The following is a 16,843-nucleotide window of genomic DNA, read 5'->3' as shown; positions in this document are numbered from 1 at the left end:
ATTCAAGGTTTATCTGTTGGGATTTACCTTATTTTCATTACCATTTAAAAGTCTTTTGATATTACTTCTATGTAGATATACTATAAAAAGTGAAAGTGCTAAAAGAACGATTAAAAGTTTTACATTTTTGTATTTGTAGAAGAAAATTAGAGTAATTATAAAACAGGAGAGCATTGATGCAACTGATACATAGTTGGTGGCGTGCTTTAATATTTTCCAAATAACTAAAAGTACAATACCAAGTAAAAAGTCGAGTGCAAATATTATTCCAAAGAAGGATGAAACACCTTTGCCTCCCTTGAATTTTGCAAATATAGGGTAACAATGTCCAAGTAGGGCACATATCCCAACGAATGCAGCAGCCTCCATAGATAGATATTGCTTTGCTATAAGTACAGGTAGGAAGACCTTAATTACATCAATAAAGGAGACTACAAATCCTGCCTTTTTTCCAAGAACTCTTCCTGCATTTGTTCCACCCATATTCTTAGAACCGTGTTCTCTTATATCAATATTATAAAAGGTTTTGCCAATTACCACACCTGTTGGGAAAGAGCCGCAGAGGTAGGCTGTAATAAAAAATAATAAGTTCTTCATTTTTACCTCCATTTGTTTTAAATTATGATATATATATTTTATATTATATTTAACAGATATGACAAGGATGTTTTTTTGGTTGTTATTGGCGAAAATATAATTAAAAATTTAACCAAATAGAGTCTATTGTAGGGTAATAAAAAGAGAATAGAAGAGTTATTTTGTTATATATGTATTTTTAAAAAAGAAAAAATGAGATTGGCATAGTTGTTGCTTAATATATTTTAAATTTATTTAAAAAGGAGAGGTTGAGATGCTTATATTTATAAAAAATATAGAGGTTTATTCTCCAGAATATAAAGGTAAGAAAAATATATTGATATTGGATGATAAAATTGCCTATATTGGAGATGACGATATTGATTTAAAACTACCTTTTCCTGTAAAGGTGATTGATGGCTCAAAGTATTATGCCTTTCCTGGATTTATTGATGGCCACGTACATATAACAGGTGGTGGAGGAGAGGGAGGATTTGCAACAAGAACTCCTGAGATAGTTTTATCGGACATTATAAAAGGAGGTATTACAACAATAGTAGGTTGCCTTGGAACTGATGGTGTTACAAGAAGTATGGAAAACCTTTATGCAAAGGCAAAGGCACTTGAGGAGGAGGGAGTAAGCACATATATCTACACAGGTTCCTATAGGGTTCCTACAACTACTTTAACAGGAAGTGTTATGAAGGATATTATGATGATAGATAAGGTTATTGGAGTTGGAGAGGTTGCACTATCCGACCACAGGTCGTCACAGCCAAGCATAGATGAAATAAAAAGGCTTACTGCAGATGCAAGGGTTGGAGGAATTCTCTCTAAAAAGGCTGGAGTTGTAAATATTCATTTAGGTGATGGAGATAGGATGTTAGGTTATTTAAAGGAGATAGTAGATACAACTGAAATACCAATAACACAATTTTGGCCAACACACATAAACAGAAATCCAAGCCTCTTTAAAGAGGGGATTGAATATGCAAAGAAGGGTGGATTTATTGATTTTACAACAAGTTCAGATCCAGTGTTTTGGGAAGAGGGAGAAGTAAAGGCAAGTAGGGCCATTAGAATTTGTCTTGAAGAGGGCGTAGGGGAGGAGAATATAACATTAACTTCGGACGGTCAGGGAAGCCTTCCTCAATTTAATGAGAAGGGTGAGTTTGTAAAGCTTGGTATAGGAAGGGTTACTTCGCTGTATAAAGAGGTTAGGGATGCAGTACTTGAAGATAAGGTTCCTATAGATAAGGCTTTAAAATGTATAACAAAAAATCCAGCAAGGATATTAAAGCTAAATAACAAGGGAAGAGTAGATGTTAATATGGATGCAGATTTAGTTTTAGTGGATAAGGATAGTTTAGAAATAGAAACAGTTATTGCAATGGGAAAAATTTTAATGGAGGATAAAAATATTTTATTTAGGGGAACATTTGAATAAAATTTTAGAGTAAATGACAACCTCATCAAAAAAGAGTTATAAATTGATGGGGTTTTATTTTTTGAAAAGAATTGATTAACAAGTTAATCAGATTGTTGACAAACCAACTTGTTAGCTAAAGTATGAAAAAGCCCCATGAAAGGATTTCTATTGGCTCTTTCATGAGCTCTAGCAATTATTGCTTTTCGACTTTGAAAAAGTCCTAAATTCGGCACAGGACGTGCCGAGCCGAGCGGCCATCAGGACGATGGCATCGCGAGGGTAGGACTTTTTCAAACAAAGAAAAGCTTAGAATTGCTTAGCGAAATGAATGAATGCCTTAAAATCCTTCATGGGGCAAATAAATATATAACTTTTTCAACAGCCTGATTAACAAGTTAATGTAAATATTGTAATTAAATCTATATTAATGTATAATTATGGTATGTTTATTGGGGGGGGTATTATGAGAATAAAAAGAAATTATATGATATTTGGACTTTTTCTATGGATTGCAGCGTGGATTGGTAACGTATATTATTTTAAAGTTTTAAAGGAACCTTTCTTTTTAAAACATTATTATGAGGTAAGAGAGGGAATGCAAACTATTAGTCTTTATTATATAGATATGGCTAATAGGGAGGATAAGATAACTTCTATATATTTCCCTGAAATTGATTATAAACCAGTTATATTAAATAAAACAATTAGTATACATTCAGGAAATTATGATTTAAAGAGTATAGAATTAAATCTATTGCAGGGAGATGACAAGGAAATTTTAGATAAAATTAAAAATACTCTCGTTACTAAGATTGAAGTTGAATATAAAAATGGAGAAAAAAGAGTTATTGACATAGGAAGAATTTATATATATACAGAAAATAAAATAAACAGCGATATTTTAAGCTTTAGATCAATAAGTAGTATTTCAGGTGGTAGAACGATAGCTACATTTAGAGCCAATGATAACTTAAAGATAAAAAAATTGAACTATGAGTTTATGGATATGGATGGTCTATTAGGACTAAAGGTTAATGGTAAAGTGGTTAATGGTGATGAGCCTTCAACAATAATAGCAAAGGATGAAGAGTTAACGGTAGAAGCAAACTTTGAATTTAATAAAGAAAGTAGTATGAAATACAATGTATATAACTTTTTTGTGAATGTAGAATTTGAAACTTTAGATGGTAAAATGGGTGTTAACTCCTTTGCAGTAAATAATCAGTTTATAGGCAAGGATATCTTTAATGCACTTAAATATTCAAAAAGTGGGGTGAATAAATAGATGAATAAAGGAGCATATAAATATCTTTTTTGGGGTATGATGTATATATTTTTGAATATTCATATAGGATATTTAAATATACTTCCTAATTTTGTTGGATATATATTTATTCTTTATTCACTAAACTTGTTATCTGGTGAAATAGAAATTTTAAACAAGGCAAAATTACCAACAATAGTGTTAATTCCAATAGGAATAAAGGACATTCTTGAGCAGAATTATTTATACAAATTACTTGAAACGCAGTATAGTATAATTATTTTGAAGTTCTTAAATTCTTTAGAAGTGGTCTTATTTTTATATGTTCTTTATATTTTATGTCAAGGAATTTCTTCTGTTTTAAGGGATAGAGGACTTTTAAAAATAGAAAAATCCATAAATAATGCATTTAGAACATTTTTTATATTTTCAGTTTTAGTTATATTTTTTGATCCATTTTCCTTAAATCTTCCTTTGGAATTTGGGTATATTGCCATTATTTCTGCAATTGTATGTTGTATTATAGGGCTGTATTTAGGGTATCTTTTTAAAAAGATTGGAGATGCGATATAAGAATAAATTGAAATTTTAAAATAATTAGTGATAGATGTTTCTTAACTTTAGTAAGTGATTGTTAAACTATAATTAGTAAGTAACATAAAATTTATTTAGTCTATTATTAAATATATAGGTGGTTTGATTTTAAAAAAGCCCCATGAAAGGATTTCAATAGGCTTTTTCATGAGCTTTAGCAATTCTTAGCTTTTCGGCTTTGAAAAGTCCGTAATTCGGCACAGGACGTGCCGAGCCGAGCGGCCATCAGGACGATGGCATCGCGAGGGTAGGACTTTTTCAAACAAAGAAAAGCTTAGAATTGCTTAGCGAAATGAATGAATGCCTTAAAATCCTTCATGGGGCTAATCAATATATAACTTTTTCAACAATCTATAATTTATATATAAATTATAGCATATCTATTTACCCATAATTTTATATATTGCATCAAGGGTATATTTTACCTCTTCTTCTGTATTCATATGGCCAAAGCTAAACCTTACTGTTCCCTTTGGGAATGTGTTTAGTGTCTTATGGGCAGATGGTGCACAGTGTAGCCCAACCCTTGTCATAATTCCATAATCTCTATCTAATAAAAAGGCAACCTCTGAATTGTCTATATCTTCAAAGCAGAGTGAGACAACAGGAGCCCTATTTTTAATATCTTCGTATCCAATTAGCTTTATTCCATCTATGTTCTTTACCCCATCTATAAATAATTTAGTTAAATAAAGTTCCTTTTCTCTAATTGCCTTTGTTGTTTCCTTCTGTATGTATTTTAATGATGCATTAAGTCCATATATTGCAGGAAGGCAAAGGGTTCCTGCCTCAAATTTATCGGGAAGATATTCAGGTTGCTCTTCGGATTCAGAGAGGCTTCCTGTTCCACCTTCAATTAATGGGGTTATTTTTGATGCAAATTCGTTTGTTATAATAAAACCTCCTATTCCTTGAGGTCCAAGAAGTCCCTTGTGACCTGTAAAACATAATGCACTTAGATTTGCTTTTTTAAAGTCTATGTCAAATACTCCTGCAGTTTGAGCACTATCTAAAACAAAATGAATATTATATTTTTTAAAAATAGAGCCAAGTTTTTCTATATCCTGCATTGTACCACAAACATTTGAGGCGTGGGATATTACTGCCATCTTTGTATTTGGCTTGATTAAGCCTTCAACCACATCATAGTCTATTTGACCAAATACATCACAGGGTATTTTCGTGAATTCAATTCCTAATTTTTTAAGGCTATTAAGTGGCCTCATTACTGCGTTGTGTTCCATAGAAGATACCAGAATATGGTCACCAGGTTTTAAAAATCCCTTTAAAAGCATATTTAAACTTTGGGTTATGTTCATAGTAAAGACTGTGGATAGAGGATTGTTAAATTTAAATAGGTTGCATAGAAGTTCCCTTGTTTCATATACTATCTGTGCCGCAGAGTAGGAATTTTGATAGCTTCCACGTCCAACGTTACTTCCTATATTTTCTATAAAATAACATACAGCTTTTGAAACACATTCTGGTTTTGGGTATGTGGTAGCAGCATTATCTAAGTATACTCTTTTCACTGTATCACTCCTTTAGGTAAATGTGTCAATTATATTTTAACATATTATTAATATTAATTTGTAATTTTTTATATAATGTTATAAAATAAAAATAAAAAGGGGTTGATAAGATGAGCAAGCCGCTAATAGGGATAACTTGTGACTATATGATTTCAGATAAGGATTTATCTTTAGGGCAGGAGAGAAATTATGTTGCAAAGGACTTTATTGATGTAGTTATGGAGGCTGGAGGAGTACCAGTTTTAATTCCTATTATAAACAGTGAAGAGGATTTATTAAAGATAATGGATACATTAGATGGAATTATATTATCTGGTGGTTCAGATGTAAATCCAATATACTATGGAGAAGAGCCATCCCTTCATGTTGGTTTTACATATACTCCAAGGGATTTGTGTGAACTTTTTATAGTAAAGGCGGCAATAGAGAAGGATATGCCTATACTTGGAATTAGCAGAGGTCAACAGATAATAACTGTTGCCTTTGGAGGAAAGCTATATCAAGATATAAGTGATGTTGAGGGAACATATATTAATCACTTTCAAAGGGCAGGGATACACGATATAGGCCATTATGTTGATATAAAGAAGGGTACAAAGCTTTATGAGGTGTTTGATACTGAGAGGATATTAGTAAATAGTTTCCACCATCAATCTGCAAAGGTAGTGCCGAAGAATTTTATAGTATCTGCCTATTCATCAGATGGGGTAATTGAGGCTATAGAGCATGAAAGTAAACCTATTATGGCAGTCCAATGGCATCCAGAGCTTATGGCAAAGAAGCATCCAGTTATGACAAGGTTATTTGAGTATTTTGTAAAGCAGTGTGTATAAAAAAGAAGACACAAGGCGATACGTGCCTTGTCAATCTGTTGAAAAAGTTATTTATTGATTAGCCCCATGAAGGATTTTAAGGCATTCGTTCTACAGCTTAAGCAATTCTAAACTTTTCTTTGTTTAAAAAAGTCCTACCTTCGCGATGCCATCGTCCTGATGGCCGCTCGGCTCGGCACGTCCTGTGCCGAATTTAGGACTTTTTTAAAGTCGAAAAGCTAAGAATTGCTAAAGCTCATGAAAGAGCCCAATAAAATCCTTTCATGGGGCTTCTTCATACTTTAGCTAACAAGTGGGTTTGTCAACAATCTCACAAGGTGATGGGCACCTTATTATGCGTTAGTTGGAGGAGTAAATACTCTTGTGGAAAGTTGCTCGTCGACAGAATAAAGAGCACTTACATCATTTCCTATTCTTTCAAGCTTTTTAATTAGTGAATTAACGGTAGCTTCTTCCTCAACCTGTTCGTCAATAAACCACTTTAAGAGGCTCATTGTTGCGTGTTCTCTCTCTTCAAGTGCAATATCCATTAGTTCATATATTCTCTTAGTTACCTTCTTTTCGTGTTCAAGGGCTGCCTTTAGAGCATCAAGGGCAGAACTATATTCATTTTCTACATCTGGTATTCCTTTGAAGAAAATTCTTCCCTCCATTTCGTTTATGTAAGAATAGAACTTCATTGCGTGGAACTTTTCTTCTTCTGCTTGAACTCTAAAGAAGTTTGCAAATCCAGGTAAATCAATTGATTCAAAATATGCTGACATAGCAAGATAAATATGTGATGAATAGAATTCAAAGTTCATTTGGTCGTTTAGTTTTTCGAATAATCTTTGTGATACCATAATAGTACCTCCTTTGTAAAAATAATTTATGGATAATAATTATATAATAACATTAATTTTCTAAAAAGTACAGTTGATTAGTTAATAAAATTAAAGATTAGACTAATATTACATATTATTGTAAGCACAGAGGGTAGAGGTTTTAGTTTAATTATAAAATTGTGTTTGAAAGTATTATTAATGAAATTGGCTGAACTTCTATTGATGATTGGAAGCTTTTCTGTGGAGTATCGTATATATTGTTTTTATCTACATATAAGTACCAATTGCCTTCAGGAAGATTAAGCTTTACTGTATTATTGTTTGCATTGTAAATTATAATTATATCCTTAAAACTATCATAATTAGCATAGTCCTTTAGCATAAACATAACAGTATTTTTAGGTGTTTCAAAAAATTCAATGTGTTTTTCTATAAGTTCTCTATCCTTCATTCTTATGGCAGGGTGTTTTTTTCTAAAATTAACAAGTCCCTTTAGATAATTGTAAACATCAATGTTTTTAACCTTAAGACTCCAATCCACCTTATTTATTTCATCCTTTGCGTTGTAGCTATTTTCAACACCTTTTTTGGTTCTTAAAAATTCATCTCCAGAATGAATAAAGGGTACACCCTGTGATGTTAAAACAATGGAGTAGGCCAATTTATGCATACTTTTTAAATCTTCAAAACTATCCTTTGCATTAGATATATTAAGTTTATCCCATAAAGTATGGTTGTCGTGGCAGGATATGTAGTTTATGTTTTGGCAAGGTGTTACATAAAGATTAGGAAGTCCCTTTACACATTCCTTTATTGTATCTTCAAGATCTGAGGCTCCGCTTACAAACCCCTTTTCCTTATATTCAAATACACTACCACGAACGGAATTTCTTATTGTATCATTGAAGAATCCTATTCCTAAAAGTTTACTTGAGTTTTTCTGTATAGCTCTTTTTTCTTCTTCTATTCCTGTTGGTATATTCCAGCCCTCTCCATATATCATTGCATATGGATTTATTTTTAATACTTCATCTCTTACACGGTTCATCGTTTCTACATCGTGAAGCCCCATTAAGTCAAATCTATATCCATCTATATGATATTCTTTAGTCCAATATTTTACAGAGTCTACTATAAATCTTCGCATCATATAATTTTCAGATGCTGTGTCATTTCCACAACCGCTTCCATTTATAAAGCTTCCATCAAGATTTTTTCTGAAATAATAACCTGGTACTAATCCTTCAAAATGTGTCTGCTGTGCTTCATACATATGGTTATATACAACGTCCATATTAATTCCAATTCCAATGCTATGTAGTTTTTGAATTAATTTTTTTAGTTCTATTATCCTACTCTTTGGTGAAAATGGGTTTATTGAATAGGAACCTTCTGGACAGTTGTAGTTTTGAGGATCATACCCCCAATTATATTTATCAAGAGGGTATTTTTCATCAACACTTTTATAGCTAAAATCATACATAGGCATTATTTGTACGTGGGTTATACCAAAATCCTTTATATGGGAAAGGGCTGTTTGTACTCCCTCAAAGGCTGTATTTTCTTCTGTTAGGCCTAAAAACTTTCCTTTAAGATTTATACTACTTGTAGAATCAATTGTAAAATCCCTTATACTGAGCTCATAAACTATTGCGTCAACGTTTCCATTTAATTTAATATACCTATCTTCCTCAAACCCTTCAGGATTTGTTGATTTTAAATCAACTACTGCACCTCTTAGTCCATTTACTCCAACTGCATAGGCATATGGGTCAACTACAACGTTTCTTTTCCCAAATACAAAGGCTTCATAATTATAAAAAATTCCATCCAAATCACCGTTGACTTTTGTGTAATAAACCCCCTTATCTAATTTTTTCATTTCATATACTTCGGGTTCTTCATCTATAGTTGGGTCAAAATTTTTATAAAGTAGAAGGTTTATTTTTTCTGCCACAGGTGACCAAACATAAAACTCTGTAAATTCTTTATTATAAATATATCCCAGCGGACCATCATAGGCATAAATAAGATTAAATTCATCTGTTTTAAATAGAGGAGAGTAATTTACGTTAAGCAAATATCCTTCTATTAAAATATGGCATTGCTTTTTAATATCAATATGACCTTTTATGTTTATACATATGTCGTCTCCACAAAGGTTAATTCTTTGTATTTCGTGGTTTATGTCCTTTTGAAATATTTTTATTCTGGTATTCTTGTTTATTCTTATTTTATTTTCTTTGATTCCGTGTACTACTATTTGGCTAAAGCTCTTTAGGTATGAAAATAACATATTTATTTCTCCCTTCAAAATATAGTGTCTTTTACTATTTTATATTTTTTTTATAAAAAAAGGAATATACAAAGTTAATAACTTTTTGGCTGTTTAAAAAGTTATATATTGATTAACCCCATAAAGGACTTCTTGGGCATCCATTCTGCGGCTTTAGCAATTCTAAGCTTTTTTGTTAGAAATAGTTCTATATTGCAGTGTCAATGTCTCCCCCCCCTATTTTTTATACTAATATCAACAAATATTTGTTAAATTAAATTAATATAAAATATAAATACAATAAAAAATATTGCGAAAAATTAAAATTAGAGGTAAAATATTTATGGTGTGTTAACTATTTAACAAGTATTTAGGGGGGATTATATGATAAACCTAACCATTGATGGAGTTAAAATTTCAGTTGAAGAAGGAACGACCATACTTGAAGCTGCAAGATTGCTTGGGAAAGATATTCCAACTCTATGTCACGATGAAAGATTAAAGCCCCACGGTGCTTGCAGAATATGTGTTGTTGAGGTTGAAGGAGCAAAAAGCCTTTTGGCATCCTGTTCAACTCCTGTTCAGGAGGGGATGGTAGTACATACTGAGTCAAAGAGTGTTATTGAGGCAAGAAAAACTGTGTTGGAACTTTTAATTTCAAACCATCCATTAGATTGTTTAACCTGTGAAAAGGCTGGAGACTGCAAATTACAGGATTACTGCTATAGATATGACATAAAAGAGGACAAGTATGGTGGAGAAAAAATAAAATATGAATTGGATGATAGCAATGAATTTTATATTTGTGATCAAAATAAATGTATACTTTGTGGAAAGTGTGTTAGGGTATGTAATGAACTTCAATGTACTGGTGCCATAGGTTTTGCAAAACGTGGATTTTATACTCATATAGCAGTTCCATTTGATAGAAAATTATATGAGTCTGACTGTGTATCCTGTGGTAACTGCGTTGCAGTATGTCCAGTTGGAGCTCTAACTGTTAAAAAGAGGGACAAGTATAGAGCTTGGGAGGTTAAAAAGGTTAGAACAACCTGTTCCTACTGTGGTGTTGGATGTCAGATGTATCTACTTGTAAAGGATGACAAGGTTGTGGGAGTAGAACCTTGTTTTTCAGAGCCTAATAAAGGGCTTATGTGTGTAAAGGGAAGATTTGCATACAATTTCATAAACCATAGGGATAGATTGAAGAAGCCACTTATAAAGAAAAATGGAGAATTTGTTGAAGTTGAGTGGGATGAGGCATTAGATTATGTTGCATCAAGGCTTAAAAAGATTAAGGATGAGTATGGTTCAGATAGTATTGCAGGATTTGCTTCTGCAAGATGTACAAATGAAGATAACTATATGTTTCAAAAGTTTATGAGGGCTGTGATTGGAACGAATAATGTAGACCACTGTGCAAGACTTTGCCACGCTACAACGGTTACAGGTCTTGCGACAACCTTTGGAAGCGGTGCTATGACAAACAGTATAGGAGAACTTGAGAAGGCAGACTGTATATTTATAATAGGTTCAAATACTACTGAAACACATCCTGTTACAGCAACCTATATAAAAAGAGCAAAATTAAATGGAGCAAAGATAATTGTAGCAGACCCAAGAGAAATAGAATTAACAAAGGGTGCAGATGTGTTTATGCAGTTAAAACCTGGAACTAATGTTGCATTGCTTAATGCTATGATGAATGTAATAATTGAAGAAGGCCTTGAAGATAAGAAGTTTATTGAAGAAAGATGTGAAAATTTTGAAGAACTTGTAGAGATAGTAAAGCAATATACTCCAGAGAAGGTAGAAGAGATAACAGGAGTGAAGGCAGAGCTTATAAAAGAAGCAGCACGACTTTATGCAATGAGCGAAAAATCAAGTATAGTATATTCAATGGGAATAACTCAACATTCATCAGGAGTAGAACACGTTTATTCAGTTGCAAACCTTGCAATGCTTTGTGGTAAGATTGGTAAGGAAGGCTGTGGAGTAAATCCTCTTCGTGGACAAAATAATGTTCAGGGAGCTTGTGATATGGGATGTCTACCAGATGTCTTCCCTGGTTACCAAAAAGTATTTGTAAAGGAAAACCTTGAAAAATTCGAAGGGGCTTGGGGAGTTAAACTTTCAGATAAGGTTGGATTGACTGTTCCTGAAGTATTCAAAGCTGCACACGATGGAAAAGTAAAGGCTCTTTATATTATGGGAGAAAATCCAATGGTTTCAGACCCAGATATAAAGCACGTAGAGGAAGCATTAAATTCCTTAGAATTCCTTGTTGTTCAGGATATATTTTTAACAGATACTGCAAAACTTGCTGATGTTGTTCTACCTGCTGCAAGCTTTGCTGAAAAGGATGGAACATTTACAAATTCAGAAAGAAGAGTGCAAAGGGTTAGAAGGGCAATAAATAGCGTAGGAGAAGCAAGAGAGGACTGGAGAATTATTAAGGAATTGATGATAAGATTAGGGTATGAATGCAGCCTAAATTCATCTAAGGATGTAATGGAGGAGATTTCAAAGCTTACTCCACAATATAGAGGTATAGACTATGAAAGAATTGAGGAAAAGGGACTACAGTGGCCTGTTTTAGATAAGAATCATAGTGGAACACCAATACTTCACGTAGAAAAATTTGCAAGGGGTAAGGGATTGTTTAAACCAGCCCATTATAAAGCGGCGGCAGAAACACCAGATTCTGAATATCCTTTGATACTTACAACTGGTAGAGTTCTATATCATTATCATACTATGACAATGACAGGCAAGAATGAAGGTTTAATGAATATAGTTGGTGAGCCATTTGTGGAAATAAACCCAATGAACGCCTCAAAGCTTGGAATTAAAGATGGAGAGATGGTTGAGGTAACATCAAGAAGAGGAAGTGTAAAGGTTAGAGCAAAGGTTACAGAGAGAATAGAAGAGGATGTAGTATTTATGCCATTCCACTTTAAGGAAGCAAATACTTTAACTAATACAGCATTGGATGAAGTTACAAAGGAACCGGAATTAAAGGTTTGCACTGTAAGAATAAATAGGTTATAATAAGGGAGGTTCTCTCCCTTGTTATAATTTTATCAATAGAAAGGAGATGCTGTATGGAAAAAAGAATGTTAGTACCAAATGAAATTGTTGATGAAACAATTGCTGCTGGTGTAAAAAAATCAAAGCTTAAGACTTTGCAAATGATTATTTTAGGAATTATTGGTGGTGCTTTTATTGCACTTGGTGGTTATTCTTCTGCTGTTGCCAGCCATTCAATAGAAAACTTTGGTGTAGCAAAGCTGGTAGCAGGTACGGTTTTCCCAGTTGGACTTATGATGATACTACTTGGGGGAGGAGAACTTTTTACAAGCAACACAATGATGTTAATTGGTGTTGTTGATGGTAAAGTAGAGCTTAAAAAGATGTTTAAGAATTGGTTTTTTGTTTATTTTGCCAATCTAATAGGTTCAATAATAATAGCATATTTGATATTTGCTTCAGGTGGACTTGATGTAAACGGAGGAAAACTTGGGGCCTATGCATTAAAGGTTGCAGCCTATAAGGGAAGTTTACCCTTTTATAGAGCCTTTACAAGTGGTATACTATGTAATATATTAGTGTGCATAGCAGTATGGATGTCTTATGGTGCAAAGGATATTATACATAAGATATTTGCTGTGTGGTTTCCTATTATGGCCTTTGTTGTTGCAGGATATGAACACTGTGTTGCCAATATGTATTATTTTTCAATAGGCCTATTTGCAAAGACTAACCCAGCCTATGCAGAAGCAGGGCATTTTACAGCTGAAAAATTATCCCATATATCAATTGGTTCAATGATACAAAATTTAATTCCTGCAACTTTAGGTAACATTGTTGGCGGGGCAGTATGTATTGGTCTTATGTATTATTTAGCATTAAAGAGAATACCAGCAAAAGTTGAAGTAAGTAAAGGATTAAAAATGTAATGATAATTTAAATTTTTAATGAGTGCCATGAAAAAATAGGTGTTTTTCATGGCACTTTGGTTAAGGGGTGGTTTTTTGAAAAAGGTTTCTACAGCAGCTATTCTCTGTGGTGGCAAAAGTTCAAGAATGGGTTTTGATAAAAGTAAAATAGTAATTAATGATAAGTTATTAATAGAACATATTGCAGAAAGGCTAAATACAGTATTTGATGATATTGTTTTAGTAACAAATGATAAAAATAAATTTAATACAAAATTTAGAGTTGTTGAGGATGTTATAATGGATTGTGGCCCAATTGGTGCAATTTATACAGCTCTTTTAAACTCTAAGTCACAGTATGTTTTTGTTATTGGATGTGATATGCCCTATGTTAACTTAGATTATATAAAATATTTGATTGAGGTTATAAATACAAGGGAGGTTGAATGTTTAATAACTCAAAAGGGTGGATACTTTGAACCTTTATACTCCTTTTACTCTATTGATATTAAGGAAAGATTAAGGGAGGCAATAGATAGAGGAAGGTTTAAGATAATGGATGTAGTAAAGGATTGTAGTGTTTTATATACAACCGATGAAGAGGTTGAAAAATATATATCTAATGAGGATATGTTTACCAACTTAAACTACAGGGAGGATTTAGAAAAACTAAAAAGCGGGGGAATTTTTGATGGATGTTATAAGCTATAAAAAAATATGTATTTTTAAAGACGGAGAAAAAATTGAAAAGGAAGATGGCATAATTGTTGAAAAGCCTATAAATTTATATATAAATAACTATTATTATGTTACACTTATGTGTCTACCTCAAAATCTTAAGGAGCTTTCTGTAGGATTTATAAAGACTGATGGAGTCATTGAGAAGTTTGATGAAATAGAAAGTATAAGTGTATTAAATGAAGGTGTTTATATAAATCTTGCAGATAAAAATAGAGAAATAAAAAGAAAAGAGAGTGCATTAACTTCAGGATGTGGAAGGGGAAGTGTTCATATAAGTTTAATGCATAGTGAAAATTTAAAAAAAGTAGAGAGCAATAAAAAGTTTTTATCAGGGGATATATTAAGTAATGTTAATAAATTTAATAAAGAGAGCAGCTTGTTTTTAGAGACAGGTGGAGTACATAGTGCCGCTTTATGTGGGAATAATATAATTGTTAGAATGGACGATATAGGTCGTCATAATGCTGTTGATAAAGTTATAGGCTATGGACTTGAAAAGGGAATTGAGTTTTATGATAAATATATAATCACATCTGGAAGGATATCATCGGATATGGTAATTAAGGCATCAAGAATAAACCTTCCATTAATTGTTTCACATTCTGCACCAACATCTTTGGCAGTTGATTTGGCTAAGATGTGTAATATAACACTTATAGGTTTTGCAAGGGGAAATAGATTAAATGTTTATACTGGATTTGAAAGAATTGTGTAATGAATTTTATGTATCTTGTATAAATTTCTTGTATTTTAAAATTTTTTTGTATGCAATCGATTGCATTTTTTAAAAGTATGTTGTATAATAACCAATGTAAGATTAATTAAACGTTTAAGGAGGATAAGAAATGAGCAAGAAGTTACCAACTGCAGCATATTTCTGTATGGAATACGGTCTTGATACAAACTTTAAGATTTACTCAGGCGGACTTGGGATATTAGCAGGAGATATTATAAAGGCAGCAAAGGACTTAGAAGTTCCTATGGTTGCTATAGGTATTAAGTGGAAGCAAGGTTATGTTGATCAATACATAGGAGAAGACGGAAAGACTGTTGACACTTATCGTGTTTATGAATACGACTTCTTAGAAGATACAGGAGTTAAAGTGCCAGTTGAAATAAGAGATAGAAAGGTATGGCTAAAGGTTTGGAAGTGTGAAAAGTTTGGAAACATTCCATTATACCTACTTGATGCAGATTTAGATGAAAACTCAGATAGACTACTTACTGCACAACTATATGGATGGTTTGCAGAAGAAAGAGTTGCTCAAGAAATAATACTTGGTGTAGGTGGAGTTAGAGCATTAAGAGAGCTTGGAATAGACGTTGATGTATATCACTTCAACGACAACCACCCAGTATTTGCAGGACTTGAGCTTATAAGAGAAAAGATGGAAGAAGGAATGAGCTTCAATGAAGCATTAGAAGCAACAAGAGAAGAAATAGTATTTACAACTCATACTCCTGTTCCAGCAGGAAACGAAGTTCATCCACATAGATTACTTGAATATATGGGAGCTTATCTACATTTAGATTATTGGCAAATGAAGAAGCTTGGTGGAGACCCATTCAATATGACAGTTGCAGCACTTAGAATGGCAAGAATAGCAAATGGTGTTGCTCAACTTCATAAGGAAACAGCAAATGAAATGTGGTCATTTGTTGAAGGAAGACCAGAGATACTTGGTATCACAAACGGAGTACACAATGGTACATGGCAAGATGCAAGAATAAGAAGGGCATATGAAGAAGGTGAAGATCTACTTAAGGTTCACCAAGAAATTAAAAAGGAACTTATTGCATTTGTTGAAAAGAGAACAGGTGTTAAGCTTGATGCAGATAAGTTATTAATTGGTTTCTCAAGAAGAGCTGCTCCATATAAGAGAAGCAACCTTATATTCACTGATGAAACATTAATTGCTCCATATTTAGAAAGTGGAAAGATACAAATAATATTTGCTGGTAAGGCACATCCAAACGACTACACAGGAAAGGGTATTATAGCTGATATAGTTAAGTATGCTAAGAAGTATCCAAACAGCGTTGTATTCTTAGAAAACTATGATATGGAAATAGGTGCAATGCTAACAAGAGGATGCGACATATGGCTAAATAACCCAAGAAGACCACAAGAAGCATCAGGTACATCAGGTATGAAGGCTGCTATGAACGGTGTTCTAAACTGCAGTATATTAGATGGATGGTGGCCAGAAGCTTGCAACCATGGAGTAAACGGATGGCAATTTGGTGATGGTAAGGGAGTTGACGACTTCGAAACACTTGAAGAATTAGATGCACATGATGCTAAGTGCCTATACAATGTTCTTCTAAATGAAGTTGTTCCAACTTACTATGAAAACAAGGCTAAGTGGGCAGAAATGATGAGAGAAAGCATTAAGTCAACTCAAGAAAAGTTCTCAGCTGCAAGAATGGTTAAGGAATACTATGATTTAATGTATATAAAGAAATAAGGCCAATAGGCCTTATTTCTTTTTGTTGAAAAAGTTATATAATGATTAGCCCCATAAAGGATTTCTTTGGCATTCGTTCATTTCGCAAAGCAATTCTAAGCTTTTCTTTGTTTGAAAAAGTCCTACCCTCGCGATGCCATCGTCCTGATGACCGCTCGGCTCGGCACGTCCTGTGCCGAATTACGGACTTTTTCAAAGTCGAAAAGCTAAGAATTGCTAATGCTCATGAAAGAGCCTATTGAAATCCTTTCATGGGGCTTTTTCATACTTTAGCTGTAAATGTCAATATATTTTTGCACAAAAAATGGAATATATTTATGTACAAAAATTGTACTATGATGATGTATTAGAAGAACTGTTAAAATATTT

13 protein-coding genes are annotated in these 16,843 nt (G+C 33.0%); 9 read left to right on the top strand and 4 right to left on the bottom strand.

The window, feature by feature from the left end; all coding sequences use genetic code 11:
* Nucleotides 1-9: 9 nt before the first annotated feature.
* Nucleotides 10-597, bottom strand: coding sequence for a glycerol-3-phosphate 1-O-acyltransferase PlsY (plsY, locus tag BUB63_RS05585; RefSeq protein WP_027308766.1), 588 nt, complete (start codon nucleotides 595-597; stop codon nucleotides 10-12).
* A 253-nt stretch (nucleotides 598-850) separates the two neighbouring features.
* Here plsY and iadA point away from each other — a divergent pair, with 253 nt between their 5' ends.
* The 3 genes from iadA (at nucleotide 851) to BUB63_RS05570 (ending at nucleotide 3,842) form a co-directional block, all read left to right on the top strand.
* On the top strand, nucleotides 851-2,023 hold the full coding sequence (gene iadA, locus BUB63_RS05580) for a beta-aspartyl-peptidase (RefSeq protein ID WP_027308765.1): 1,173 nt from the start codon (nucleotides 851-853) through the stop codon (nucleotides 2,021-2,023).
* 445 nt (nucleotides 2,024-2,468) lie between these two features.
* Nucleotides 2,469-3,290 carry a hypothetical protein gene (locus BUB63_RS05575; RefSeq protein ID WP_073248334.1) on the top strand — a complete coding sequence of 274 codons (822 nt, stop codon included), beginning with the start codon at nucleotides 2,469-2,471 and terminating at the stop codon, nucleotides 3,288-3,290.
* Nucleotides 3,291-3,842 carry a hypothetical protein gene (locus tag BUB63_RS05570; protein ID WP_027308763.1) on the top strand — a complete coding sequence of 184 codons (552 nt, stop codon included), beginning with the start codon at nucleotides 3,291-3,293 and terminating at the stop codon, nucleotides 3,840-3,842. It begins immediately after the preceding gene.
* Between the two features lie 401 nt (nucleotides 3,843-4,243).
* Here the strand turns inward: BUB63_RS05570 and BUB63_RS05565 are convergent, their stop codons facing one another.
* Nucleotides 4,244-5,395, bottom strand: coding sequence for an aminotransferase class V-fold PLP-dependent enzyme (locus tag BUB63_RS05565; protein WP_073248332.1), 1,152 nt, complete (start codon nucleotides 5,393-5,395; stop codon nucleotides 4,244-4,246).
* A 110-nt stretch (nucleotides 5,396-5,505) separates the two neighbouring features.
* Between BUB63_RS05565 and BUB63_RS05560 the strand changes: the two genes are divergently transcribed.
* Nucleotides 5,506-6,228, top strand: coding sequence for a gamma-glutamyl-gamma-aminobutyrate hydrolase family protein (locus tag BUB63_RS05560; RefSeq protein WP_027308761.1), 723 nt, complete (start codon nucleotides 5,506-5,508; stop codon nucleotides 6,226-6,228).
* Between the two features lie 332 nt (nucleotides 6,229-6,560).
* Here BUB63_RS05560 and BUB63_RS05555 read toward each other — a convergent pair whose 3' ends face one another.
* Both BUB63_RS05555 and pulA read right to left on the bottom strand, forming a co-directional pair.
* A complete protein-coding gene (locus tag BUB63_RS05555) occupies nucleotides 6,561-7,070 on the bottom strand; it encodes a ferritin (protein ID WP_027308760.1) in 510 nt (169 codons plus the stop codon).
* 151 nt (nucleotides 7,071-7,221) lie between these two features.
* Nucleotides 7,222-9,348, bottom strand: a complete 2,127-nt coding sequence (pulA, locus tag BUB63_RS05550) for a type I pullulanase (protein WP_084106545.1) — start codon at nucleotides 9,346-9,348, stop codon at nucleotides 7,222-7,224.
* A gap of 363 nt (nucleotides 9,349-9,711) precedes the next feature.
* Between pulA and fdhF the strand changes: the two genes are divergently transcribed.
* The 5 genes from fdhF (at nucleotide 9,712) to glgP (ending at nucleotide 16,474) form a co-directional block, all read left to right on the top strand.
* Nucleotides 9,712-12,378, top strand: a complete 2,667-nt coding sequence (gene fdhF / locus BUB63_RS05545) for a formate dehydrogenase subunit alpha (RefSeq protein WP_073248330.1) — start codon at nucleotides 9,712-9,714, stop codon at nucleotides 12,376-12,378.
* A gap of 53 nt (nucleotides 12,379-12,431) precedes the next feature.
* Nucleotides 12,432-13,286, top strand: coding sequence for a formate/nitrite transporter family protein (locus BUB63_RS05540; RefSeq protein ID WP_073248328.1), 855 nt, complete (start codon nucleotides 12,432-12,434; stop codon nucleotides 13,284-13,286).
* Nucleotides 13,287-13,361: 75 nt separating this feature from the next.
* Nucleotides 13,362-13,976 (top strand): molybdenum cofactor guanylyltransferase, encoded by a 615-nt coding sequence (gene mobA, locus BUB63_RS05535; RefSeq protein WP_073248360.1) that lies wholly within the window; start codon nucleotides 13,362-13,364, stop codon nucleotides 13,974-13,976.
* A complete protein-coding gene (gene fdhD, locus BUB63_RS05530; RefSeq protein WP_027308755.1) occupies nucleotides 13,957-14,721 on the top strand; it encodes a formate dehydrogenase accessory sulfurtransferase FdhD in 765 nt (254 codons plus the stop codon). Before mobA ends, fdhD begins: the two co-directional genes overlap by 20 nt.
* A gap of 130 nt (nucleotides 14,722-14,851) precedes the next feature.
* Nucleotides 14,852-16,474 (top strand): alpha-glucan family phosphorylase, encoded by a 1,623-nt coding sequence (gene glgP, locus BUB63_RS05525; RefSeq protein WP_027308754.1) that lies wholly within the window; start codon nucleotides 14,852-14,854, stop codon nucleotides 16,472-16,474.
* Nucleotides 16,475-16,843 lie beyond the last annotated feature (369 nt).

The organism is Caloramator proteoclasticus DSM 10124 (assembly GCF_900129265.1).
Lineage (GTDB): Bacteria > Bacillota > Clostridia > Clostridiales > Caloramatoraceae > Thermobrachium > Thermobrachium proteoclasticum.
Note: the sequence above shows the minus strand (reverse complement) of the source record. Positions and strands in the feature narration are given on the sequence as shown.